The sequence below is a fragment of the Cryobacterium sp. TS_SC_7 genome, from assembly GCF_056156285.1.
This window is the reverse complement of the sequence record NZ_CM149589.1, coordinates 1772407-1794857: the sequence shown is the minus strand read 5'-3', so window position 1 is coordinate 1794857 and position 22451 is coordinate 1772407. Positions and strand designations below refer to the sequence as shown.

Annotated in this window: 24 protein-coding genes; 15 read left to right on the top strand and 9 right to left on the bottom strand. The window is 69.6% G+C overall.

The window, feature by feature from the left end; all coding sequences use genetic code 11:
- Positions 1–33: 33 nt before the first annotated feature.
- The 5 genes from AC0J5J_RS08335 to AC0J5J_RS08315 all read left to right on the top strand — a co-directional run bounded on the left by AC0J5J_RS08335 (position 34) and on the right by AC0J5J_RS08315 (position 6405).
- Entirely contained in the window at positions 34–1194 is a 1161-nt protein-coding gene (locus AC0J5J_RS08335; protein WP_474897470.1) for an acyl-CoA dehydrogenase family protein, read from the top strand.
- Between the two features lie 93 nt (positions 1195–1287).
- Complete coding sequence (locus AC0J5J_RS08330) at positions 1288–2937, top strand: AMP-binding protein (protein ID WP_338145428.1); 1650 nt, start codon at positions 1288–1290, stop codon at positions 2935–2937.
- 190 nt (positions 2938–3127) lie between these two features.
- On the top strand, positions 3128–3331 hold the full coding sequence (locus tag AC0J5J_RS08325; protein ID WP_134425162.1) for a hypothetical protein: 204 nt from the start codon (positions 3128–3130) through the stop codon (positions 3329–3331).
- A 154-nt stretch (positions 3332–3485) separates the two neighbouring features.
- Positions 3486–5255 carry a hypothetical protein gene (locus AC0J5J_RS08320; RefSeq protein ID WP_474897468.1) on the top strand — a complete coding sequence of 590 codons (1770 nt, stop codon included), beginning with the start codon at positions 3486–3488 and terminating at the stop codon, positions 5253–5255.
- A 187-nt stretch (positions 5256–5442) separates the two neighbouring features.
- Positions 5443–6405 (top strand): FKBP-type peptidyl-prolyl cis-trans isomerase, encoded by a 963-nt coding sequence (locus AC0J5J_RS08315; protein ID WP_474897467.1) that lies wholly within the window; start codon positions 5443–5445, stop codon positions 6403–6405.
- 1 nt (position 6406) lies between these two features.
- Here AC0J5J_RS08315 and AC0J5J_RS08310 read toward each other — a convergent pair whose 3' ends face one another.
- Entirely contained in the window at positions 6407–6964 is a 558-nt protein-coding gene (locus AC0J5J_RS08310; RefSeq protein ID WP_134425159.1) for a pyridoxamine 5'-phosphate oxidase family protein, read from the bottom strand.
- Positions 6965–7042: 78 nt separating this feature from the next.
- Here AC0J5J_RS08310 and AC0J5J_RS08305 point away from each other — a divergent pair, with 78 nt between their 5' ends.
- Positions 7043–7858, top strand: coding sequence for a transglutaminase-like domain-containing protein (locus AC0J5J_RS08305; protein WP_474897465.1), 816 nt, complete (start codon positions 7043–7045; stop codon positions 7856–7858).
- A gap of 26 nt (positions 7859–7884) precedes the next feature.
- On the opposite strand, the gene AC0J5J_RS08300 is transcribed toward AC0J5J_RS08305, so the two are convergent.
- Positions 7885–8514, bottom strand: coding sequence for a potassium channel family protein (locus tag AC0J5J_RS08300; protein WP_474897463.1), 630 nt, complete (start codon positions 8512–8514; stop codon positions 7885–7887).
- Positions 8515–8712: 198 nt separating this feature from the next.
- Here AC0J5J_RS08300 and AC0J5J_RS08295 point away from each other — a divergent pair, with 198 nt between their 5' ends.
- The 3 genes from AC0J5J_RS08295 to AC0J5J_RS08285 are packed head-to-tail and all read left to right on the top strand — an operon-like array spanning position 8713 to position 11277.
- The gene (locus AC0J5J_RS08295; protein WP_474897461.1) at positions 8713–9708 is read left to right on the top strand and encodes an ATP-binding cassette domain-containing protein; all 996 of its coding nucleotides are present in this window, start codon (positions 8713–8715) and stop codon (positions 9706–9708) included.
- Complete coding sequence (locus tag AC0J5J_RS08290) at positions 9705–10532, top strand: ABC transporter permease (protein WP_134425155.1); 828 nt, start codon at positions 9705–9707, stop codon at positions 10530–10532. The genes AC0J5J_RS08295 and AC0J5J_RS08290 overlap by 4 nt, the downstream gene beginning before the upstream one ends.
- 49 nt (positions 10533–10581) lie before the next feature.
- The gene (locus AC0J5J_RS08285; protein WP_134425154.1) at positions 10582–11277 is read left to right on the top strand and encodes a GyrI-like domain-containing protein; all 696 of its coding nucleotides are present in this window, start codon (positions 10582–10584) and stop codon (positions 11275–11277) included.
- Between the two features lie 18 nt (positions 11278–11295).
- Here AC0J5J_RS08285 and AC0J5J_RS08280 read toward each other — a convergent pair whose 3' ends face one another.
- Together AC0J5J_RS08280 and AC0J5J_RS08275 are read right to left on the bottom strand one after the other, a co-directional pair.
- Positions 11296–12525, bottom strand: coding sequence for a GAF domain-containing protein (locus AC0J5J_RS08280; protein ID WP_474897459.1), 1230 nt, complete (start codon positions 12523–12525; stop codon positions 11296–11298).
- A 7-nt stretch (positions 12526–12532) separates the two neighbouring features.
- Positions 12533–13327 (bottom strand): LysR substrate-binding domain-containing protein, encoded by a 795-nt coding sequence (locus tag AC0J5J_RS08275; RefSeq protein WP_166785534.1) that lies wholly within the window; start codon positions 13325–13327, stop codon positions 12533–12535.
- Between the two features lie 96 nt (positions 13328–13423).
- Here AC0J5J_RS08275 and AC0J5J_RS08270 point away from each other — a divergent pair, with 96 nt between their 5' ends.
- A complete protein-coding gene (locus AC0J5J_RS08270; RefSeq protein ID WP_134425151.1) occupies positions 13424–13861 on the top strand; it encodes a DUF5997 family protein in 438 nt (145 codons plus the stop codon).
- Between the two features lie 23 nt (positions 13862–13884).
- Here AC0J5J_RS08270 and AC0J5J_RS08265 read toward each other — a convergent pair whose 3' ends face one another.
- On the bottom strand, positions 13885–14610 hold the full coding sequence (locus AC0J5J_RS08265) for an alpha/beta hydrolase (protein WP_134425150.1): 726 nt from the start codon (positions 14608–14610) through the stop codon (positions 13885–13887).
- A 464-nt stretch (positions 14611–15074) separates the two neighbouring features.
- On the opposite strand from AC0J5J_RS08265, the gene AC0J5J_RS08260 reads away from it, so the two are divergent.
- Complete coding sequence (locus tag AC0J5J_RS08260) at positions 15075–15662, top strand: NUDIX hydrolase family protein (RefSeq protein ID WP_474897457.1); 588 nt, start codon at positions 15075–15077, stop codon at positions 15660–15662.
- A gap of 124 nt (positions 15663–15786) precedes the next feature.
- Here the strand turns inward: AC0J5J_RS08260 and AC0J5J_RS08255 are convergent, their stop codons facing one another.
- From AC0J5J_RS08255 to AC0J5J_RS08240, 4 genes are all read right to left on the bottom strand, one after another.
- Positions 15787–16320 (bottom strand): GNAT family N-acetyltransferase, encoded by a 534-nt coding sequence (locus AC0J5J_RS08255; protein WP_134425148.1) that lies wholly within the window; start codon positions 16318–16320, stop codon positions 15787–15789.
- A gap of 147 nt (positions 16321–16467) precedes the next feature.
- Positions 16468–18021 carry a DEAD/DEAH box helicase gene (locus AC0J5J_RS08250; protein ID WP_474897455.1) on the bottom strand — a complete coding sequence of 518 codons (1554 nt, stop codon included), beginning with the start codon at positions 18019–18021 and terminating at the stop codon, positions 16468–16470.
- 234 nt (positions 18022–18255) lie between these two features.
- On the bottom strand, positions 18256–18936 hold the full coding sequence (locus tag AC0J5J_RS08245; RefSeq protein ID WP_474897453.1) for a DUF1684 domain-containing protein: 681 nt from the start codon (positions 18934–18936) through the stop codon (positions 18256–18258).
- The gene (locus tag AC0J5J_RS08240; RefSeq protein WP_474897451.1) at positions 18933–19526 is read right to left on the bottom strand and encodes a hypothetical protein; all 594 of its coding nucleotides are present in this window, start codon (positions 19524–19526) and stop codon (positions 18933–18935) included. Before AC0J5J_RS08240 ends, AC0J5J_RS08245 begins: the two co-directional genes overlap by 4 nt.
- Before the next feature lie 43 nt (positions 19527–19569).
- Here AC0J5J_RS08240 and AC0J5J_RS08235 point away from each other — a divergent pair, with 43 nt between their 5' ends.
- From AC0J5J_RS08235 to AC0J5J_RS08220, 4 genes are all read left to right on the top strand, one after another.
- Entirely contained in the window at positions 19570–19998 is a 429-nt protein-coding gene (locus AC0J5J_RS08235; RefSeq protein ID WP_474897450.1) for an EVE domain-containing protein, read from the top strand.
- A 125-nt stretch (positions 19999–20123) separates the two neighbouring features.
- Positions 20124–21389, top strand: coding sequence for a hypothetical protein (locus tag AC0J5J_RS08230; RefSeq protein WP_474897448.1), 1266 nt, complete (start codon positions 20124–20126; stop codon positions 21387–21389).
- A gap of 61 nt (positions 21390–21450) precedes the next feature.
- Positions 21451–22047, top strand: coding sequence for a 2-phosphosulfolactate phosphatase (locus tag AC0J5J_RS08225; RefSeq protein WP_474897446.1), 597 nt, complete (start codon positions 21451–21453; stop codon positions 22045–22047).
- A gap of 97 nt (positions 22048–22144) precedes the next feature.
- Positions 22145–22447 (top strand): DUF427 domain-containing protein, encoded by a 303-nt coding sequence (locus AC0J5J_RS08220; protein ID WP_134425143.1) that lies wholly within the window; start codon positions 22145–22147, stop codon positions 22445–22447.
- The last annotated feature ends 4 nt before the right edge of the window (positions 22448–22451 follow it).

Genomic DNA, 22451 nt, shown 5'->3' with positions numbered 1-22451 from the left:
GAAAGGGAAACCGTGCCCGACTACGACGTATCCATGCCCCTCGACACCGACTACTACGGTGTGTTCTCCGACGTCCCCGAGGCCGACCGGGCCTTCTGGGACCGGGCCCGCACCTTCGCCACGGAATCCCTGGACGAACTGACCGAGGCCTGGGACAGGGCCGAGTACCCGCTGCACCTGGTTCGGCGCATGGGTGAGCTCGATCTCCTCACCGACGGCGTCGTCGGCCCCGGACTCAGCCCCATGTCTCCGCTGGCAGCCGGGCTCGTCAACATGGAGATCTCCCGCGGCGACGGCTCGATGGGCACCGTGGTCGCCGTGCAGGGCGGCCTGGCCCTGCGCAGCATCGCCCTCTTCGGCAGCCCGGAACAGAAGGAGCGCTGGCTGGTGCCGCTGGCCCGCGCCGAGAAGCTCGGCGCCTTCGCCCTGACCGAACCCGACCACGGCTCCGACTCCGTGGGCCTGGAGACCACCGCGCAGCGCGACGGAGACGAGTGGGTGCTGAACGGCGAGAAGAAGTGGATCGGCAACGGCTCGGTCGGCGACGTCACGGTGGTCTGGGCCCGCGACGACGACGGCAATGTGCGCGGGTTCCTGGTGGAACAGGACACCCCCGGCTACCTCGGCGTGACGATCACCGGCAAAGGCTCCCTGCGCGCCGTCCACCAGGCCCGGATCACCCTCACGGATGTGCGGATCCCGCAGGACGCTGTGCTCCCCGGCACCCGCACGTTCAAGGACGCCTCAGCGGTGCTCTTCGCCACCCGGCTCGGAGTGGCGTGGTCGGCCCTCGGCCATGCCACGGCGGTGTTCGAGGCGGCCCTGAACTACTCGACCCAGCGCATCCAGTTCGGCAAGCCGCTCGCCGGTTTCCAGCTGGTGCAGGAGCGGCTGACCATGATGCTGTCCCGGCTCACGTCGATGCAGCTGCACTGCCTGCGCCTGGCCGAGCTCGACGCCGCCGGAACGCTGCGGCCGATCCAGGCGTCGCTGGCGAAATACCACAACACCAGGGCGGCGCGGGAGATCGCGTCGATGGCCAGGGACATGCTCGGCGGTAACGGCATCCTGCTCGAGAACCACGTCATCCAGCACCTCGCCGACATCGAGTCCATCCACACCTACGAGGGCACCGAGAGTGTGCAGTCGCTCCTGATCGGGAGGGACCTGACCGGGGTCAGCGCCTTCCGCTGACCCGCGCACGACACTGCGACAGACCCTGCGCCACCCCGCGCCCACGGCGCCGAACGACACTGCTGCACCAACCGAAGGACAAAGGAGTCCACCGTGTTTGAACAGATGACGACGCTCGAACCCCTGACCGGACTGCCCAACGATTCGCCGCTCACCCCGCTGCGCTTCCTGCAGCGGTCCGCGGAGGTGTACCCGAACAAGGACGCCATCCTCTACGGCAGCCGCCGCTACAGCTACACCGAGTTCAAGGCGGCCGCGGAACGGATGGCCCGGGGCATCCGGGCCCGCATCACACCGGGTGACCGAGTGGTGTTCCTGGCTCCGAACGTGCCGGAGATGCTGATCGCGCACTTCGCCGTGCCCTTGGCCGGGGGCATCCTGGTGGCGCTCAATTCGCGGCTGGCCCGGCCCGAGATCGAGTACGTGTTGAGGCACTCCGAAGCCACGCTCCTGTTCGTCGACGCCGAACTCGTCGCCACCGTGGGGGACTCCCGGCCCGCCTCGACCTTCCTGACCGGCACGATCGAGATCCCGGACGCCGAGTTCGGCCTGGCTGCGAGCGGCCTGGACTTCGGCCAGCAGACCCTGGAATCCTTCCTGGCCGAGGCCGACGAGGCTGCAGTGACGGATGCCCGCCCGCTGCGCTGGGATATCGACGACGAACGTTCGCCGCTCACGATCAACTACACCTCCGGCACGACCGGCAAGCCGAAGGGCGTCGTCTACTCCCACCGGGGTGCCTACCTGAATTCGTTCGGCGAGGTCTTCCACAACTCGTTCACGAGTTCATCCGTCTACCTGTGGACCCTGCCGATGTTCCACTGCAACGGCTGGTGCACCCCCTGGGCGGTCACCGCGGCCGGTGCCACCCACGTGTGCCTGCGCGCGGTGCGGCCCGACGCCGTCTGGTCGGCGATCGACACCCTGGGCATCACGAATCTCTGCGGCGCGCCCACGGTGTGCAGCCTGATCGCCAATGCCGAGCAGGCGCATCCGTTGTCCAAGCCGCTCAGCATCACCACGGCGGGGGCGCCGCCGGCACCCAGCGTGATCGAACAGTTGGAGACCCTCGGCGTCACGGTGGTGCACGTCTACGGCCTGACCGAGGTCTACGGGCCGTACACGATCTGCGAGTACCAGCCGGAGTGGGACGGCCTGCCCAGCGAGGAGCGGGCCCGCAAGATCTCCCGCCAGGGCGTCGGCATGCTGCAGGCCGAATCGGCCCGGGTGGTCGATGCCGATATGGTCGACGTGCCGAAGGACGGTGCCACGGTCGGCGAGATCGTGCTGCGCGGCAACAACGTCATGCTCGGTTACTACCGGGACCCCCAGGCGACGGCGGAGGCCTTCCGGGGCGGCTGGTTCCACACCGGTGACCTGGGCGTCATGCACCCGGACGGCTACCTCGAACTCAAAGACCGGGTCAAGGACATCATCATCTCCGGGGGCGAGAACATCTCCTCGATCGAGGTCGAGAACGCGATGCTCGCCCATCCCACCGTGCTCGACGTGGCGGTCGTCGGCATCCCGCACGAGAAGTGGGGCGAACGGCCCAAGGCCTACGTCGTGCTGCGGCCCGACCACGCGGTGACGGCCGTGGACCTGCTCACCCACACCCGGTACCTGATCGCGAGTTTCAAGGTGCCTGATGATGTGCACTTCGTCGAAACGCTGCCCCGCACCGCCACAGGCAAGGTCATGAAGATGATGCTCCGCGACCTGCACGCGGCCACCCCGGACTGACACCCGCCCCCAGCTGATCGGTGCGGCCGGGTTTCCATCGTGTTAACAAAGTGACCAATACTCGCATAATGGCACCAAGTCAACGTACGCTTGCACGCAATCACCAGCCTGACCCATCCGGGAATCGACCAGGCAGCACCGCGCAAGCCGCCGAGGGGGCGGACAGAGCGCCTGAACAGAAACCTGAACCATGAGCCACAGCACCCCCACCGACGACGAACTGCTCCTCGAAACGGACTACACCAGCTACGCCAGTTCCTGCCGGGACCCGCACATCACTCCGACGAATGACCTTGTGGAGTGTCGCCGCCAGACCGGGCACGACGACACGCATGCAACCCGGGGCGGCCTGTGCGCCATCCGCTGGGAGGTGCAGGCCCCCCGCGTGGCGTAGCGCCACCCGCCGACGCGCTTTCTGCCGATAGTCGCCGTACCCGCCCAAACGAGGGGTGGGCTCCGTTCGCCCCGTTAGGCTGAACAGGGCACGCCCGAGGGTTTTTCGACGTGTTCACGCTTGATGAGCTGAGCTCGACGAAAAAAGGCCGAACATGACGCAGAACATTTCCGAACTCCCTCGCATTCGCGCGATGATCCGAAGCGACGGTACGGGTGATCTGCTGATCGACGGAGTCAGCCAGCACATCACCGCAGCCGACGAAGCCGGTGTGCGCGAGGAGATCATCAACCGGGTCACGGATGCCGCGCGCTCGATCCGCCGTGCCGTGCGCCTGACCGCGGAAGACGAGCAGGGGCAATCGCCGCTGATCGTGCACCCCAACGGAGATGTGGAAGACGACGGGGCGTTCATCCCCACTCCCGTCGCACCGCAGCAGGACGCGGTGGAGCAGGCAGGGGACGCCGAGGACGCGGAGGCGGAGGCCGAGAATGCCCCGCAGCACTCACCGCGTCCGGCGGCGCGGATCTCGGCCATGCCCGGGGCCACCCCGGTGTCGGCCACCGCGACCGAAACCGAGGTCGTCGAACTGGTCGCCCTGGTCGTCGCCCCGAAGCCTGAGACGGCGGAGGATCAGGCACCGGAGGATGACGCGCCTGATCTCGACGCCGCCGTGTTGGACGCCGCCGCAGTGAACGCCGGCAACATCGAGGATGCCGTGGCCGACGCCGGCATGCTCGGTGATTCCGAGCACGCAACCACCTTTGACGACCTGGTGCTCGACCTGGACGCCGACGCGGACGACGACGAGGACGGCGCCGAGCAGGACGTCGCCGCCGCCGGCTACTTCGCACCGCGGTCAGCCTCGGACAGTGACACCGCCACGGCCACGGCCGAGCCGGCACCGGTGCCGAGCCCGCCCCTGGTGGATCCCGCCGCGGCGCTGGCCGTGCTGGTCGGGTCGGATTCCCCCGCGGTGATCAGCGGGGAGGGTCCCAACCTCGCGGACTTCATGAACTCCCGCCCGCCCCTCGTGGCCGGTCCCGCCCTTCTGGGCTGGCAGGGTGCGATTCGGCGCCTCACCGGCGGGATGGTCGCCCCTGCCCCCGGTGCCGGCGAGATGGCGCACCGCGCGGCGGTCGCCTCCGTCCAGCGCAGTCTGGTGGGCCCGCGCACCATCGTCGTGCTCAACCCGAAGGGCGGCGCGCACAAGACCACGGCCACCCTGCTCATCGCCGCGACGTTCGGCATCCACCGCGGCGGCTACACGCTCGCCTGGGACAACAACGAAACCATGGGCACCCTCGGCGTACGGGCGCAGACCGCCGCCCACACCAACACGGCCGTCGACCTGCTCCGCGACCTCGACAACTTCGCCTATTCCAGCTCCGCCCGGGTGGGAGACCTCGACAACTACGTGCGCAATCAGGGCGACGCCCGGTTCGACGCGCTGGCCTCCGACCTCGACCCGGCCGGCGCGGCCAGCATCGACGACGTGGCCTTCCGCAAATTGCACGCCGCCCTCAGCCGGTTCTACCGGGTGCTGATCATCGACACCGGCAACAACATGCGCGCCTCCAACTGGGAGGCGGCCGTCGAGACCGCCGACCAGCTCGTCGTGGTCTCCACCATCCGGGAAGACACGGCCTACGGCGCGGCTTCCCTGCTGGACGGGCTGCGCCAGAAGGGCCACGCCGATAAGGTCGCCCACGCGGTCACCATCCTCGCCTCCCCGGCCAAGACGGCCGACCGCCAGCTGTCCGTGCGTCTGCACGATCACTTCAGCCAGCTCACCCGCACCGTCGTGGACGTCCCGTACGACGCGGCGCTGGTTGCCGGCGGCTCGCTCAACATCGACGCCCTCGCACCACGCACCCGCGAGGCCTGGCTCCTGGCCACGGCCGCGATCGCCGAGGGACTGTAGGCTCATCGGTCCAGCGGCCCGCCGGCCCGGAACGACCTCGCGATCGACCGGCTGGCACGTGCGTGCCAGCCGGAACACAGGCGGCGTACCGTTCGGTCGGGCATACTGGCCGGAGCCCGGTCTCGAACCAGACGTCCTCGACCCCCTGCCCGTGTCGTACCAGACACCGTCGAACAGAAAGATCAGTGTGCGTAAACTTCCTGCTTTCATTTCCATTGCCACGGTCGCCGTGCTCGCCCTGACCGGCTGCAGCACGTCTCCCTCCGACGAAACCGGCGCGGCGGGGATCGCCTGCGTCGACTCCGGTAAGGCCTCCGAGGCCCTGAAAGTCTCCGGCAAGGCCGACGCGGAGCCCACTGTGACGTTCGAGTCGCCCCTCAAGGCGGAGGCCACCGAGGTCAGCGTCGTCACCGAGGGCAAGGGCGACGCCGTCGCCACCGATGACATCGTCGAACTGGGATTCTCGGTGTACAACGCGACCACGGGCGAGAAGATGAACGCCGGCGGCTTCGGGGACGACCTCGGCGCACCGATCACCATGGCCGAAGAATCCACCGTCTTCCCGGCCCTCATGAAGGGTGTCGCCTGTGCGACCTACGGATCGCGCGTCGCGGTCGTGTCGCCCCCGGCTGACGCGTTCGGCGATGCGGGCAACGAAGAGCTCAAGGTCGCAGCCGACGACAACATCGTCTTCGTGATCGACGTCAAGAGCAAGATCCCGGCCACGGCGAACGGTGACGACCAGACACCGGAAGACGGTTTCCCGACCGTCGAGCTGGCCAAGGACGGCGCCCCGACCGTGGCGATCCCGGCCGCCGAGGCTCCGACCGAGCTGAAGACCTCGGTCCTCAAGAAGGGCGATGGCGCCACCGTCGGCGAGGGGGACACCGTGGTGATGCACTACTCGGGCGTCGTCTGGTCCACCGGCGTGGTCTTCGACCAGACCTGGGGCAAGAGCGGTCCCACCGCGATTTCCCTTGCCTCCGTCGTTCCGGGCTTCTCCCAGGGTCTCGTCGGCCAGACCGTCGGCTCCCAGGTCATGATCGTGATCCCGCCGGAACTCGGTTATGGTGCCGAAGGCCAGCCCGCCGCGGGCATCGAGGGCACGGACACGATCGTCTTCGTGGTCGACATCCTCGCGGCCGGCTAGCTCAGCTTCGCTCGAAGCGTCCGGTCTTCTCTGTCAGACGGATGCGGTAGAGCACCGCCGCCGTCCCGCTCCCGTTCGGCTCACGGCCGGCAGGGTGCGGAGCCGGAACGTGCGCGCGCACCGGCCCCGGCTTCGGGACGGGTGCCGGTGCGGCTCCGGGCACCGGGGCGCGCAACGGGGTCCCGTCGGGCCCGAGGCTGGGCACGGCGGCGGCGCTGGAGGGGGCGCCGCCGCCGAGGAGCGGCTTGAATCGGTCCAGCAGGAGTTGCCGGCCCGCTGCGGCATCCGTTCCGGTCAGTTCTTCGTAGTGACCCCAGGCGATCACTGTGCGCCAGTTGCCCAGGTCGTCGACCTGCTCCACCTCGAAGCAGACCGACGGGTTGGCTCGCATCATCGTCACCTTGCGGCCGGCGCCTGAATGACCGTAGACGGCTTCTCCGTCGTAGGCATAGGACACCGGCACGATGTAGGTCCGCTCATCGATGTGGCAGCCGATCCGGCCGATCATCGCCTCGAGCAGCACGCCTTCAATTTCCTGGTCGTTCAGTTCACCGAGCATGCGGTCAGTGTGGCCCCAGGCCGGAGGCCGCGCCAGTAGCTGTGGCCGGCGCCGGCGCGCGCATGTCAGGATCGAGGCATGAACCGCACCGTCTCCGCTCACCTCTCGCTCGAGGCCCTGGCTCCGGCACGTCTCGTGCTGTCGATTGCCGTGGCCGCCGATTCCGCTGACGCCGCCGACCCGGGGCGTGAGTGCGCGGACCTGCTCACCGTCGTGCAGAACGACGCCGCCGTGGCGGTGCGCGAGATCACCGATGAACACGGAACCCGCCTGCACCTGGCCAATGTCAGCGCCGGGCCGGTGCAGGTGGATTACCGCGCCGACCTGACCGGCCGGGCGCACCCGCCGACGGTCCGGGACATCGACCTGGTGCGGTACCTGCGCCCCAGCCGCTACTGCGAGTCCGACAGCCTCGGGCCCACGGCCCAGGCAGAATTCGCCGGCCTGGAGGGCACCGATCTGTTGAACAGCGTGAGTTCCTGGGTCGGGCAGAAGCTGTTCTACGTGCCGGGATCGAGCCTGCCGACCGATGGCGCGGTACGCACCCTCCTCGCCCGCCAGGGTGTCTGCCGGGATTACGCCCATCTGGTCGTCGCGCTGCTGCGGGCCCGCGATGTGCCGGCCCGCCTGGTCTCCGTCTACGCCCCGGGTCTGGCGCCGATGGACTTCCATGCCGTGGCCGAGGCCTTCGTCGACGACGCCTGGCAGGTGGTCGACGCGACCACGCTGGCTCCCCGGCAGTCGCTGGTGCGCATCGCCACGGGCCGCGACGCGGCAGACACCGCGTTCCTGACGACCATCGGCGGCGGCGTGCTGCTGCAGTCCCTCACGGTCGCGGCCGTCGTCGACGAGCTGCCGCGCGACGACCTGGGGCAGCTCGTGCGCTTGGCCTGACGAACGCCCCCGCATAGCGGGCCAGGTCAGCGGTTCTGGCCGACGGCGGCGATGCGGTCGATGATCCACGACGCCAGGGTTGCCGTGATCACGCCGACGAGCGTGACGCCGCCCAGCATCAGCGCGACGGCCACGAGCCGTCCGGCGCCGGTCACCGGGAAGTAGTCGCCGTAGCCCACCGTCGACACGGTCACGAAAGCCCACCAGAGAGAATCGCCCAGAGTAATTATGTTCGCGCCGGGGGCCGCCCGCTCGGCGTCGAGCACGGCCAGAGAGCCCATCCAGATCAGCAGGCTGGACGCCCCGACCAGGTAGAGGCCGACCCGGGAGCGCACGGCCTGGCCGGGAGTGCGCTGGAACATCGGCAGCAAGGTCACCAGCCGGAGAAGACGCAGCGGTCGCAGCGCCGGCAGGAACACCACCGCCAAATCGAACAGGTGGGTGATGAACCAGCGCCCGCGCTCGGGCGCGAGGGCGAGATTGACCAGGTAGTCGACGGCGAACACCAGCCAGGCTGTCAGCAGCACGACCGCCGACACCGCATCGCGGGGGCCGTCGAGATCGGCGAGCACCCGCCACGTGTAGCTGATCAGGAAGAGCACCGAGGCGAACAGCAGCGGCCACTGCACGACCTTCTCCCAGCGCGCCTGATCCATGAGCACACCATAGTCAGGAGGATTCGGGAGTGCGATCACCCGCGACGGTTGCCGTTACGGCAGGGCCTCATTAAAATATGAGACGGATGTCGGCAGCATCCGCTTGCGCCCCGCCCGTGAGGCGCCGCTTTCTCTGGCTCGCCCCGCACCGCTCCGGGTCGCCCCGCACCGCGCATACCGACAGACAGGGAACCCCCGATGAATATCATTGAAGCCTCCGGGCTGACCAAGGTCTACCGGTCCAAGTCCGGCCCCGTGCACGCTCTCGCCGGGCTGGACCTGTCCGTGCCGCGCGGAACCGTCAAAGCGCTGCTCGGCCCGAACGGCGCCGGCAAGACGACCGTCGTCAAGATGCTCACCACACTGATCCGGCCGGATTCCGGCACCGCCTATGTCGACGGGATCGACGTCGTCGCCGACCCCAAGGGGGTGCGGCGCGTCATCGGCGTCTCGGGCCAGTATGCCGCCGTCGACGAGAACCTGACCGGGTTCGAGAACCTGGAGATGGTGGGCCGGCTCTACCATCTGGGTGGTGCCGAGTCCCGGCGCCGGGCCCAGGAGCTGATCGACCTCTTCGAGCTGACCGCGGCCGGCAACCGTCCGGTCAAGGGATTCTCCGGCGGGATGCGCCGCCGGATCGACCTGGCCGGGGCTTTGGTGATCAATCCGAAGGTGCTGTTCCTCGACGAGCCCACCACGGGACTGGACCCCCGCAGCCGGATCGCGCTCTGGGCCGTCATCAAACGTCTGGTTGCCGACGGCACCACCGTGCTGCTCACCACCCAGTACCTCGAGGAAGCCGACCAGCTCTCGGATGACATCGTCGTGATCGACGACGGCCGGGTGATCGCCGAGGGCACCTCCGATCAGCTCAAGGCGCAGATCGGCGGCCACCGGCTCGTGGTCGCCCTGGTCGAGTCCGGCGACGGCCCGGCCGCCCGGGAGATCCTCGCCCGCTACGGTGCCGGGGAACCGATGGTGACCAGCGACGGCCGTGGCCTCGAGGTCGCGGTGATCGACGGTCCGCGCGCCCTGCAGCAGGTGCTGGCGGCTCTGGGCGCAGCGGACATCCGTCTGCACGACGCCGGCATGCGTCGACCCACCCTCGACGACGTATTCCTCAAGCTGACCGGCCACAAGGCCGACCAGACGGCAGACGTGGCCGCCGACGCGGAACTGGAGAAGGCGAAATGACCGCTGCAGCAACCCTCCCCACCTGGAACCCGCTCTCGCTCTGGTACTCCGACGGGTGGACCGTCACCAAGCGAAACCTGATCAAGATCAAGCGATCCCCGGACATGCTCGTCTTCGCCGTGGTCCAGCCGATCATGTTCGTGCTGCTGTTCAGCCAGGTCTACGCCGGCGCGATCTCCGTGCAGGGCACCGACTACGTGCAGTTCCTGATGGCCGGGATCTTCGCGCAGACCGTCGTGTTCGGGTCGACGTTCTCCGGCTCGGCCATGGCGCAGGACCTCAAGGAAGGCATCATCGACCGGTTCCGCAGCCTGCCGATGAGCTCCTCCGCGGTTCTGATCGGGCGCACCAACAGCGACCTGGTGCTGAACACGATCTCCATGGTGATCATGATGCTGACCGGGCTGCTCGTGGGCTGGCGGGTGAACTCGTCGGTGTCCGAATTCCTGGCCGGTGTCGGTCTGCTCCTGCTGTTCAGCTACTCCTTCAGCTGGGTGATGGCGCTGCTCGGCATGAGCGTGAAAACACCCGAGGTGATCAACAACGCCTCGTTCCTGATCCTCTTCCCGCTGACCTTCATCTCCAACGCCTTCGTGCCCAGCGACACACTGCCGACCCCGCTGCGGGTGTTCGCGGAGTGGAACCCGGTCTCTTCCCTGGTGCAAGCGGCCCGGGAGCTGTTCGGCAACGAGGGCACGGCGCCCGTGCCCGACATCTGGACCATGCAGAACCCGATCCTCACGGTGCTGATCGGGATCACGGTGATGCTGGTACTGTTCGTTCCGCTGTGCATCCGCAAGTTCGCGTCCATCAGTTCCCGTTAGCAGGAGTCAGTGATCCCCATGAACCGTGCCCCAGAGTCGACGAGTCGCCATGAGTGACGCGGTTCCGTTTCGCACCGACCGGCGCACAGGTGCGCTGCGCGCCCCCCGCAATACCGCACCGGTCGGGGCCGGGCCCTGGGACGTGAAGCGGGTGCACCCGCCGCTCTACGGGCCCAAAAACCGCGACTGGGAGCTGGTCCAGGTTCCCGCCCAGCGGTTCATCGCCGTCGACGGGACCGGTGACCCCAATACGGCACCCGCGTACACGGAGGCCGTCGAATCCCTCTACGCGGTGGCGTATGCGATCAAGTTCGCGGGTAAGCGCGCCCTCGGCCGGGAAATGGTCGTGGCTCCGCTCGAGGGCCTCTGGTACGCCGACGACGCATCCGTTTTCACGGCCGACGCGAAGGCGCAATGGAAGTGGACGCTGCTGATCAGCCAGCCGGACTGGGTGACGGATGCCGCGATCGCCGAGGCCATCGCCGGGGCGCTCGCGAAGAAGAAGCTCCCCGCGCTCGCCCGGGTTCGGGTGGACACCCTCGACGAGGGGCTCTCCGCGCAGGTGCTGCACCTCGGACCGTACGCCGACGAGGCGCCGATCCTCGCCCGGCTTCACGACGAGTACCTGGCGGAGCACGGACTGCGGATGAACGGCCTGCACCACGAGGTCTACCTGGGCGATCCGCGCCGTGCCGCGCCCGCCAACCTGAAAACCGTGCTGCGACAGCCGGTCGCCCCGGCCTGATCGTGGCACGCCGGTGGTCTACTCGGAACGCTCGCTGAGTTCGGCCTGGATCGACAGGGCGAGTTCCCGCAGCAGCACGGTGTCGACCTCGTTCCGGCGGCGGGGTTTCGTGTCGAAGACGCACAGAACACCGATCCGCTCGCCGGAGTCGGCTTCGATCGGGAAGCCCGCGTAGAACCGGGTCACCGCCTGGCCGGCTTCGGGCGGACGCGCTGCGAACCGATCGTCGAGCAGGGCGTCGGACACCACGAACGCGCCTGCCCCGCTCACCGCACGGGCCGTGATCGAACCGGCCAACGGGTAGACCCGGGGCGTGAAACCGAGGTGCACCATGTCCCAGAGCCGATCGCCGTCGACGAAGGTGAGAGCGGCGGAGCTGGTGCCGTAGGTGCTCCGGGCCAGGGCGACGAGCCGGTCGCAGGCCACCTCGGCGGCGGTGCCGATGCCCGTGAGCCGGTCGACGGCACGGCGCGGGCCGGGGGAGAGTTGCTCGGCACCGCGTTCCACCGCGCGCACTTCGGCCGCAGCCCGACCGGAGTCGAGGTGGTCGGCATCGAGCGCGGGCGCCATCCGGTCGGCCAGCGCCTCGGCCCACCGCGTGTAGTGCGCCGACGTGCGCACCCGCCCCGGCGTCGGGCTGAGGTTCGCCCCCATCGGAACGAAGTGGCTCTGCGCCCGCTCGCCGCAGAGTGCCGCGCTGGCAGCGTTCAGCCGGCGGGCGTGCTTCCCGGCCACGGCTCCGAGGGCCGAGTCGAAGGCCGCGATCGAGCGGATCGGCTGCACCCCGAGCACGAAGATCCGGGTGTTGAGCGAGGATTCCCGCTCGATCCGGTCGAGCAGCGCCGACAGTTCGCGCCGCCACACCCGCGCGGACAGCAGGGTGATGGCATCCGACGTGCCGACGCTCACGACGACGGCGTCATATCGCCAGAGGCCCAGCCCGTCGAGCTCAGCCTGGGCCGTGCGGATGGTGACCTGCGGGTTCGGGATGACGTCGACATCCGTGCCGCGCCCGGTGCGCACCGACAGCGCCCGCGCCAGGGATCCCGGCAGGGCCACGTCATGGCTGAGCACGCCCCAGCCCGCGGCGGGACCGTTGCCGAAGATCAGGATGCGATCGCTGTCGTTTCCAGGGGAGTGCGCCTGCGGGCTGTCCCGGGGGCGCGGAACGTCGTCGTAGTCGCGGCTCACCGCCGCGGACAGCGCCCTCATCAGGGGCACCAGCGCCCACCGCAGGAATTCCGGCACGGACGGGCTACCTGCCCCCGCGCCGCTTGCCCGCCCGCGGGCTGGGCGTGTTGCGGGTGCGGCCGGGGGCGCTGGTCGCCTTCTTCGCCACGGCGGGCTTGGACTTCGCCGCCGCGACCCGCACGGCTTTCGCCGCCGCCTTGGCCTTGTCCGTCTTCTTTTCCTTCTTGACCTTCTCGGTGCCGGCCGGCACCGAGTCGACCCGCGAGCTGTCCTTGGTGCGGCCGCGCACGATGCCGATGAACTCCTCGACGTCTTCGGTCGTTTCGCTCGTCAGCCAGGCCAGGGACACCTGGCTCTCGGCGACGTCCTCGACCGGGCGGGACACGACATCCTTGCGGCTGTACATTCGTGCGATCGAGTGCGGGACGATCAGGATGCCCACCCCCGCCGCAACCTGCGCCATCGCGTCGTCGAGATCGCGCATCGCCGGCAGGGGGCGGCGGGTGCCGTCCTTCAGCTCGGTGGCCACGAGGCGCCACTCGGGCACGTCGTCGGGGTCCTGCAGAAGGTGTTCGTCGGCGAGGTCGGCCACCAGCACACTGTCGGCGTCGGCGATGAAGTGGTCCTTGGCCGCGACGACCACGGGAATCTCGCGGTAGAGGGCGATCAGGCTGAGATCGGTTTCATCCACGGGCAAGCGAACGAGGCTCACCTGGGCGCGGCCGTCGCGCAGAACGGCGTCCTGGTCGGACGGGTCCGTGCGGAAGACCTCGAGTGGCTGGTCGGGGCGTCGATCGGCCCAGGTGCGCGTCCACTTGGTGGGAGTCACACCGGCGACGAAGGCAATGGAAAAGGTCACCGGCATCCTTTCTTGTGATGGCGCTTCGAACGTCGATCCGCGGGGAACGGCGCTCTCTCCGGCGATGCGGGTGCTCTCAGGCTATACGCTTGACTGATGAGCGAGAAGAAGACCCAGACCATGAAGCCCGCCACGGCGGCCCAGAAGCTCGGGATTCTGCTCGAAGCAGCCCCGGAAGAATTCCAGACGGCACCCGTCTCCCGCACCGAGCTGGCCGCGCTCGAAGCGAACCCGCCGGCCTGGCTGGTCGAGCTGCGCGCTAACGGGCCGCACCCTAAGCAGGTCGTCGCCGCCAAGCTCGGCGTCTCGATCTCCGGCCTCGTGCGCGGCGCCGTGACCGAGCCGCTCACCTCGGCCGAGATCCAGGCCCTGCTGCAGCAGCCGCCGGCCTGGCTCGTCACCGAGCGCGCCACCCAGTACGAGGTGCGCGAGGAGCAGATCCGGGTCAAGGACCGCGACGCCGAGCGTGCCCGCAAGATCGCCCACGTCGCCCGCCAGGCCGCGCAGAACGAGAAGGCCGGCCGCGGCCGCTAGACCCCGCGGCCGCCGCCGCGCCGCTACTCCTGGGAGTCGTACTGTGCCCGCAAGAACGTGACGATTTCGGCGAGCTCGATCTGCGAGATGGAGTGACCCATCCCCTCGTAGATGCGCTCGGTGAGCGTGGAATGGCCCGGCAGCCAGGCCTGGGTGCGGTCGACGGCGTCCTGCGGGATGACCGGGTCCGCCGTGCCGCGGCCCCAGAACACCGGCAGGCGGCGCTCGGCCAGGCGTTCGTCGCCCGGATGCGCGCTGCGGCCCACGAACCCGGACAGCTGCACCGCGAACGTGAAGCGATCCGGTGCCTGACGCAGCAGCTGCAGCGCCATCGCCCCGCCCTGCGAGAAGCCGAGCAGACCCACGGATGAGGGCTGCTCGGGCAGGGAATCGAGCCAGGCGAGCACGCCGGTGGCCGCCGCGTCCAGGGCGTCGGCGCTCGGCGCACCCGGATTGACCTTCGCGCCGGCCGCGCCGATGGGGAACCAGGCCCAACCGGGCCCGGCCGGCAACGGGGCGCGCAGGGCGGCGATCACCGGATGCAGCGGCAGGTGCGGCGCCAGGGAGAACAGGTCCCCCTCATGCGATCCGTAGCCGTGCAGGATGAGCAGCAACGGGCGTCCGGCACGGTCGGCGGCCGAGGCGCTCCACAGCACGGCCTGCGGGTCGATGGGCTCGGCGCGCGGGCTTGGGGTGCCGGTCGTGTCGCCGGTGTCGTCGCCGGCGTTGGTGCTGTCGTTCTGGTCCATGGTGGTCCTCCTGTTCGAGGTCGACACCGGGAAACGCCGACGGGTCAATCCTTCCACTCCCCGGGTAGCGACGGCATCCGTCGGATCGGCTGCCTCTCGTCGCGGCCCCGTGTGCATAACTCCTGCAATCTGCAGCACACGGGCGAATCGACACCCGGAATTCCGGGAAACTGTGCCGCGGCTCCTCCGATTTGCAGGAGTTATGCACACAACCGGGGTGCATCGGCCCAGGACGGCTGCATCCGAACACGGAACCGAGCTCGGCCCCGCAGATCGCGGCGATCGTGTCGCTGTCGCCCGCTCGACCGCCGGTGTCGTCGAGGGTCCGAGCAGGTCGACGGAGCCGCGCGCCCGCACCCGCGTGTGCCAGTCGAGGGGCTCGTCCGCGACGGCCCGGTCCGGGCACCGGACGTGCCGCCCCGGTGGCGTGGCCGATCCCGCGACGGGTAGTACAGAATGGATTCATGAGCGTGCGCACCCCTGACCCCGATCCGGACTGGACGCCTGGCCCCGAGGGCGCAGGGCCGCCCAATACCAACCCGGGCTGGCTGAGCGATGTCGAGCTCGCCGAGGTGCGTCGCCGACTGCCCATCCTCTACATCGAGGCCGTGCCCGTGCGGGTCGACGGCCTCGGCCAGGTGATCGAGGTCGGCGTGCTCCTGCGTGCCCGCTCCACCGGCGAGATGACCCGGATGCTGGTGTCCGGCCGGGTGCTGTACGGCGAGACCCTGCGCGACGCGCTCTTCCGCCACCTCGAGAAGGACCTCGGCCCGATGGCCTTCCCGCAGCTGCCGACGAGCCCGGTGCCCTTCACCGTGGCCGAATACTTTCCGATGCCGGGTATCACCGCATTCACGGATGACCGCCAGCACGCCGTCTCAATGGCCTACGTCGTGCCCGTCACGGGCACCTGCGACCCGCGCCAGGACGCCCTCGAACTCACCTGGATGACCCCGAAGGAGGCTGCTTCCGATGCGGTGGCAGCCGAGATGGAGGGCGGCCGGGGAGCGCTGCTGCGCATGGCGCTCGCCTCCGTGGGCCAGCTGCGCTGATACGGAGGTGCGCAGCCCCCGAAAGTCGCCGTTCCTGCCCAGTTGACCTGGCGGAACGGCGACTCTCGGCAGAACAGGCGACAGTCGGCGCGGCGGACTGCCGGGCGCGCAGCCCCGCTACCGGCTAGTCGTTCGTGACCAGCGACAACCGGCGTGCCAGCGCCCGGGGGCGGACCAGGCGCACCTCGTGGAGTTGCTCGCCGAGCACCTCCTGGTCCTGATTGTGACCGTCGGGGGCGTAGCCGTTGCGCTTGTAGAACGAGTGCGCGCGCGGGTTCACCTCGGCGACCCAGAGCGAGGACGGTCCGTCGTCGACGACCGCGTCGAAGAGCTGCTGGCCGATTCCGGTGCCGTGATAGGCGTCGAGCAGGTAGATGAAATAGAGCTCCCGGGGCGTCGGCTTGTCCTCGTCGCGGGACGGCCCGCTGCCGGCGAAGCCCACGATCTCGCCGTCGACGAGAGCTGCCACCTGGCGGTAGTTCGGTCCCTGGGAGCTGAAGCGCCGCCACATCGCGGCCAGACGTGCGGGCTGCAGCTGTTCAAGAGCGGCCTTGCTGAGCAGCTGGTCGTAGGTTTCATGCCAGCAGGTGGCATGCACGCGGCCGAGGCTTTCGGCGTCCGTTTCTACGACGGGACGGATGTCTGCGGTGGTGATCATGACCCGAGACTAGCTCAGCGGCAGACGTGTGACTGACACGTCCTCGCCCGGCAACGGAGGATCGCGCCGCCCGACGCAGAACGGGCCGGCCTCGTGAGAGACCGACCCGTTCAACTATTCACTGCGCTGGCAGAGCGTGCCGAGTGACTAGCCCTGCGCGCGGCGCGGGGCCGAGCGGCGTGCGCCGCCGGTGGCGCCGGCACCGCGAACGAGGCCGCCGACCTGCAGGCCGCCGGAGCGACCATTCTGGGCCGGACGGCTCTTTTCGTTGCCCGATCCCTGACCGCGACCGGATGCCGCGGGGCGGCCCGAGCGCTCCTGACGCGCTGCACCGGAGGGTGCCACGGCGTCGCTGCCGCGGTGTCCGCGGTTGCCGCGGGTCGCACCGGCGCGGGCGCCGGTGTCGCGTCCGCCGGAGTCGCGCTCGTCGCGGTTGACGCGCTTGCGCTGGGCGTTGGCGCCCTGCGAGCGGCCGCCCTGAGACTGGCCGTGCGGCTGCTCAACCCGGGGAACCGGCTTGACATAGGCGGCAACGTCGCCGACGAGGGCGTCCACGGCGGGGGAGGCTGCGGTCACGCGCTGCGGGGTCACCTTGATGGCGGCCTTGCGCAGCAGTGCGTCGGTGTCGCGGCGCTGTTCGGGGAGAACCAGGGTGACGACGTCACCGGCGCTGCCGGCGCGGGCGGTACGGCCCGAACGGTGCAGGTACGCCTTGTGCTCGGCCGGCGGGTCGACGTGGATGACGAGTTCGATGTCGTCGACGTGAACGCCGCGGGCCGCGACATCCGTGGCGACGAGCACCTTGACGTCGCCGGCGCTGAACGCGGCGAGGTTGCGGTCACGCGCCACCTGCGAGAGGTTGCCGTGCAGGTCGACGGAGGGGATCCCGGCGTCGGTGAGCGACTTGGCGAGCTTCTTGGCCTGGTGCTTGGTGCGCATGAAGAGGATGCGGCGGCCGGAGCCGCTCGCGAGCTTCTCGACCAGGGCCTTCTTCGATTCGACGCCGTCGATCTCGAACACGTGGTGGGTCATCGCGGAGACGTGGCTGTTGGCCTCGTCGACCGAGTGCATGACCTCGTTGTGCAGGAAGCGGCGCACGATCTTGTCCACGCCGTTGTCGAGCGTCGCCGAGAACAGCAGGCGCTGGCCGCTGCTGGGCGTCTTGTCCATGATGCGGGTGACGACGGGCAGGAAGCCCAGGTCGGCCATGTGGTCGGCCTCGTCGAGCACGGTGATCTCGACGGCGTCGAGGCTGATGAAGCCCTGCTTCATCAGGTCCTCGAGGCGGCCGGGGCAGGCCACGACGATGTCGACGCCGGCCTTGAGTGCGGAGACCTGACGGCCCTGTGAAACGCCACCGAAGATCGTGGTGGTGTTGAGGCCGTAGGCCTCGGCCAGCGGCGTGAGCGCGTTGGTGATCTGGGTGGCGAGCTCGCGGGTCGGGGCGAGGATCAGTCCGAGCGGGCGGCCCGGGCGGCGCTTGCCGCCGGCGAGCTTGCCGCCGAGGCGCGACACCATGGGCAGCGCGAACGCGAGGGTCTTGCCGGAGCCGGTCTTGCCTCGGCCGAGCACGTCGCGGCCGTTGAGCGTGTCGGGCAGCGTGTCCACCTGGATGGGGAACGGGCTGTCGATGCCCTGCTGCGTCAAGATGGACACGAGGGGGGCAGGCACGCCGAGCGCGCTAAAGGAAGTTTCAGACAAAGTGGTGCCTTTCGGGCATCAGAGGCCTCACGGCATCCGTTCCGCAAGGGCGGTAACTCGGAACCTGTGAGGACTCACTTGGCGAAGGTGCCGATGGGCACATCCGTTCGCCGTAAGAAGGTTTGATTCGAAAAATCCGGCCGGCCCGTGGGGGCTGCCGCAATAAGAAGAGGGCGTTCTACGACGCAGCGAGCGCAACTACGCACTCGCAAGTTTCCATCCTAGCGGATGCTGTCAAGCCTCCGGTTCGTGGGCGCGTCCTGCGGGAGCCGTGGGGTGGCGCTCCTCGCCGGGTGCCAGCTCGCCCACGGGCACCTCAGCGGTCACGGTGTTGCCGGCCTGAGGAAGCGGGCAGGCCCACATCGGGTCGTACGCGCAGGACGGGTTGTAGGCGAAGTTGAAGTCGAGGATGATGCTGTCGTCGTCGGCCCCGGCACCCAGGTCGGCGCCCTTGACGGTGTCGAGCAGGTAGCGTCCGCCGCCGTAGGTGCCGCCGGGTTTACCGGCCAGGCCGTCGCGCAGGGGCAGGAACAGTCCGCCGCCGTAACAGGAGAGCCGCCACAGGTCGATCGGTCCCAGATAGGGCAGACGAACGGTTCCGACGAGGTCGAACGGTACCTGGCCGTCGGTTCCGGTGTCGACCGTGATGCGCAGCGGATGCTCCGCCCGGTGCACTTCGGCCTCGAACCGCCAGTCGGGGTCGTAGGCCGCGACCGGCAGCCCGGTGAACCCGGCCCGGTCGTCGGGCATCAGCGGCGACGCCGGATGCCCGCCGAACAGGTCATCCCGGCCGCTCCGCCACAGCTCGTGGCCGGCTGCCGGGTCGTGCGCGCTGAGCTGCCGCACGCCGGCGTAGAGACCGAACACTCGCCGGCGCCAGTCGGCCACCTGCAGCGCGCCGAGGGTGGTGGTCATGAGGTCACCCCGGATGCGCGGGACTCCGGAGCGGCGTCGGGAACGGGATCGGTGCCGGCGGTGCCGGCAGTGCCGGCCGCGTCCGGCCGGACCGGCTCGTCGACGCCGAGGTCGAGGCTCCAGTTCGGGGCCAGGCGCTTGAGCTGGTGCAGCCGCCACTGCCAGAGCGTCCAGAACACAGGCCAACTGGCCAGGGTGAGCACGCCGGTGCGGAAGATCAGCTGGTCCCGGAAGAGCGTCTTGCCGGTGCCGGCCGGGTCGGGAGCGACGGCCATCCGGTGGTCCCAGAGCGTGACCGAGGCGAGCGGCCCCGACACGCCGCGGCCGGTGTCGCGCAGAATGCGCACCCCGTCTTTGCGGGTGGTGGCCATGGTCAGCCGGATCACCTGTTCGCCCATCGGCACCAGGCCGAGCGCGGTCAGGCTGACCGGATGCTCACCCGGTTCCCAGATGGTGGGGAAGCCATCCATCTCGAGGGATTCGACGCTCACCACGGGCGAACTCACCTCGCGGAACACGGCGGGACTCCGCAGGGCGCGCCAGGCGGCATCCGGGGAGCAGTCGAGGATCTCTTTCAGAAGAACACGCATGACCCCAGTCTGTGGTGCCGGGGCATGCAGTACAACTAAGAGGGTGGCAATTCGATACTGGCTGGGCGTCGCGTCCCGCGAACACGTGGTGCGCGCCGTGGCGGTCGGGCTCGTGCAGGCCCGCCACGGGGCCCGGGCGGCGCTCGAGCAGATGGGCGAGTCCGACGGGGTGGTCTACTACTCCCCGAAGACCGACATCGACGGTGACAGCCTGCGTGAATTCACCGCGATCGGGCGCATCGCCCCGGGAATCGTGCATCAGGGGGAATCCGCCGCCCCGAGTTCGTATCGCCCCTGGCGTCGTCACATCGACTACGAGACGGATGCCGTCGCCACCTCGATCCGACCCCTGTTGTCGGTGCTCGAATTCACCCGGAGCGACCCCAACTGGGGGTACCAGCTGCGGCGGGGGCTGCTCGAGATCTCCCGGCACGACTTCGAGTTGATCCGCCGCCAGATGCGCCGGGTGTAGCGCCCGAGCGAGCCCGCTCCCGCTCGTCCGTTGCTCCGCGATTAGGGGCGGGATCGGCGATTTTCGCGGTGGCGCTGCCGAGTGCGGGGCCGGGCGGGAACGCATCCGTTCGGTACACTCAAGGTATGACTGGCGAGTTCTGGTGGGTGCCCTCGGTCGTCGTTTTCGGCGGTGCGGCAGCGGTGTTGGCATTTATCGTGGCGCTCCTGCGCCGCCGCTCCCGGGAGCGCACCCGCGTCGACCAGGCTCTGGCCGCGGAGCGCACGCGTGCCGCCGCGATTGCCCTGGTTCGCGCGGACGACGTGATCGAAGCCGCCTCCGACGAGCTGGGTTTCGCGCTCGCCCAGTTCGGTGAGAACGCGACCGGCGAGTTCGCCGCCGCGCTCGATGCCTCCAAACGGCAGGTGCGCGACGCCTTCCTGCTGCAGCAGCGACTCGACGACAGCGTGCCCGACTCCGAGGGTGAGCGGCGCCGCTGGACCGAGCAGATCATCGCGCTCGCCGACGAGGCCGTCAAGCGCCTCGGCTCCGAGACCCGGGTCTTCGACTCCCGGCGCGGCATCGAACGGGACGCCCCGCTGCTGCTGGAGAAGCTGCGCCGCCGTCTCGACCGGGTTGCCGACCGTGTCGCGGCCGGCACCGCCAGCCTCGCCCGACTCGGCCGCACCTACGCTGCGCCTGCCCTCGCTCCGATCAGCAACAACGTCGCCCGCGCCGAAAGCGCCCTCGACGACGCCCGCCGGGCAGCGGATGCCGCGGCCGCCCGGCTCGCCCGGGAGGCCACCGACCCCGTGGGCGACCAGTTGCTCGCGGCGGAGCAGGCCCTGCATCAGGCCGGCACCCTCCTCGACGCGATCGAACTCGGCGAGGACCAGCTGCACGTCGGCTTCGCCTCCCTGGCGCGCGCGCTCGACGCCGCAGACATCGAGCTGGCGGAGGTCCGCGCCCTGCGCGATGGGCACGAGGAGACCGCTGCGCGCGGCGAACTCAACGGTGTCATCGCGGAGGCCGACCGCGTCGTGGGCGAGCTGCGGCATCCGTCGCGCCTGAGCGACCCGGCAGCGGACCAGTCCCGGCTGCGCACCGCGATGGACGGTCTCGACCTGATCCGTTCCGAGGCCCGCAACCGCCAGTTGCGGCTCGACAACGCCCGCGGCGCGCTGACCGGGGCGCTCCTGGCCGCGCGCAGTCAGATCACCGTGACCCGCGACTTCATCAATGCTCACCCCGGGCGCGTGGGTGCTGCCGCCCGCACCCGCCTCGCCGAGGCCGAACGTCAGCTGAGCCTCGCGAGTGCGGAGGCCGACCCGGTCTCCGCCCTGGACACCGCGCGAAAGGCGATGACTCACGCCACGGATGCCGACGCGCTCGCCCGCTTCGACGCCCGGTAGGAGTGCGGCGGCGCGGGTCCTGGCGCTCCGGCTCCCTGGCCGGCACCAGTACCCTTGAGCCGTGACCAACGCCGCACCCCAGCAGAAGTACCAGGTTCGTTTCGACATGGGTCTGGCCGGGTTCCAGGCCCTGGCTGCCACCGCTGACGTGATCGTCCTGGCCGACGGGCTGCCGGCGACCGACCTCGCCTCCGCGGTTTCCACGTCGGTGGACGCCCACCAGGTCATCGCCGCGAACCTGGCCAACAGCGCCAGCGTGGCGAAATGGGTGCTTGCCCGGCAGGCGGAGAAGGGCGACCGGTTCGCCGTCGCCGTGATCGCCGTGGGGGAGCAGCGGGCCGACGGCAGCAGCCGCTTCGCGGTGGAGGACCTGCTCGTGGCCGGCGCCGTGATCGACGCCCTCGCCGTTCGCGGAATCGACCACTGCTCACCGGAGGCGGCCGCGGCCGCCGCCGGCTTCGCGGGGCTCCGGCAGGCCGTGCGGCACCTGGTCACGGCGTCCGAAACTGCTCAGGAACTCTCCCGGTGCGGTCGCCAGGCCGAGGTGAGGGCCGCGGTGCCGGCCGCGGTGTCGACACCGGCCGGTGCATCGATGACGGATGTCCCCGCGTCGTCCCCGGGAATCTCCCGACTGCGGGAATTCGCCTTTCCGGCCTGAGGTTGCATCCAGCACGATCGATCCCTGGTCGTGACCACCGAACCGCGTCGCAGCGCGCGTCGCAGCGTCGCACACCACCGAGAAGGAGCACCTCCCCATGAAGGCAGTACTCAACGGCGTCGTCATCGCCGAAGCACCCCAGGCCGACCTCCTCAAGATCGAGGGCAACTGGTACTTCCCGCCGGCGAGCGTCAACGCCGACCTGCTCGTCGCGAGCCCGACCCAGTACACCTGCTCGTGGAAGGGTGAGTGCCAGTACTTCAACATCAAGGACGGCGAGACCCTGCTGCAGGACCGCGCGTTCAGCTACCCGACACCGCCCCCGGCCTCGTTCGACCGTGTCGGTCAGGACTACAGCAACTACGTCGCCTTCTGGAAAGAGATTCAGGTCTCCGAGTAGTCCG

What these genes read in the sequence shown, in the direction of transcription:
- AC0J5J_RS08335 (WP_474897470.1), top strand. Translation starts at nt 34, where the DNA reads ATGCCCCTCGACACCGACTACTACGGTGTGTTCTCCGACGTCCCCGAG.
- AC0J5J_RS08325 (WP_134425162.1), top strand. Translation starts at nt 3,128, where the DNA reads ATGAGCCACAGCACCCCCACCGACGACGAACTGCTCCTCGAAACGGAC.
- AC0J5J_RS08320 (WP_474897468.1), top strand. Translation starts at nt 3,486, where the DNA reads ATGACGCAGAACATTTCCGAACTCCCTCGCATTCGCGCGATGATCCGA.
- AC0J5J_RS08310 (WP_134425159.1), bottom strand. Translation starts at nt 6,964, where the DNA reads ATGCTCGGTGAACTGAACGACCAGGAAATTGAAGGCGTGCTGCTCGAG.
- AC0J5J_RS08305 (WP_474897465.1), top strand. Translation starts at nt 7,043, where the DNA reads ATGAACCGCACCGTCTCCGCTCACCTCTCGCTCGAGGCCCTGGCTCCG.
- AC0J5J_RS08300 (WP_474897463.1), bottom strand. Translation starts at nt 8,514, where the DNA reads ATGGATCAGGCGCGCTGGGAGAAGGTCGTGCAGTGGCCGCTGCTGTTC.
- AC0J5J_RS08295 (WP_474897461.1), top strand. Translation starts at nt 8,713, where the DNA reads ATGAATATCATTGAAGCCTCCGGGCTGACCAAGGTCTACCGGTCCAAG.
- AC0J5J_RS08290 (WP_134425155.1), top strand. Translation starts at nt 9,705, where the DNA reads ATGACCGCTGCAGCAACCCTCCCCACCTGGAACCCGCTCTCGCTCTGG.
- AC0J5J_RS08285 (WP_134425154.1), top strand. Translation starts at nt 10,582, where the DNA reads ATGAGTGACGCGGTTCCGTTTCGCACCGACCGGCGCACAGGTGCGCTG.
- AC0J5J_RS08270 (WP_134425151.1), top strand. Translation starts at nt 13,424, where the DNA reads ATGAGCGAGAAGAAGACCCAGACCATGAAGCCCGCCACGGCGGCCCAG.
- AC0J5J_RS08265 (WP_134425150.1), bottom strand. Translation starts at nt 14,610, where the DNA reads ATGGACCAGAACGACAGCACCAACGCCGGCGACGACACCGGCGACACG.
- AC0J5J_RS08260 (WP_474897457.1), top strand. Translation starts at nt 15,075, where the DNA reads ATGAGCGTGCGCACCCCTGACCCCGATCCGGACTGGACGCCTGGCCCC.
- AC0J5J_RS08255 (WP_134425148.1), bottom strand. Translation starts at nt 16,320, where the DNA reads ATGATCACCACCGCAGACATCCGTCCCGTCGTAGAAACGGACGCCGAA.
- AC0J5J_RS08245 (WP_474897453.1), bottom strand. Translation starts at nt 18,936, where the DNA reads ATGACCACCACCCTCGGCGCGCTGCAGGTGGCCGACTGGCGCCGGCGA.
- AC0J5J_RS08240 (WP_474897451.1), bottom strand. Translation starts at nt 19,526, where the DNA reads ATGCGTGTTCTTCTGAAAGAGATCCTCGACTGCTCCCCGGATGCCGCC.
- AC0J5J_RS08230 (WP_474897448.1), top strand. Translation starts at nt 20,124, where the DNA reads ATGACTGGCGAGTTCTGGTGGGTGCCCTCGGTCGTCGTTTTCGGCGGT.
- AC0J5J_RS08220 (WP_134425143.1), top strand. Translation starts at nt 22,145, where the DNA reads ATGAAGGCAGTACTCAACGGCGTCGTCATCGCCGAAGCACCCCAGGCC.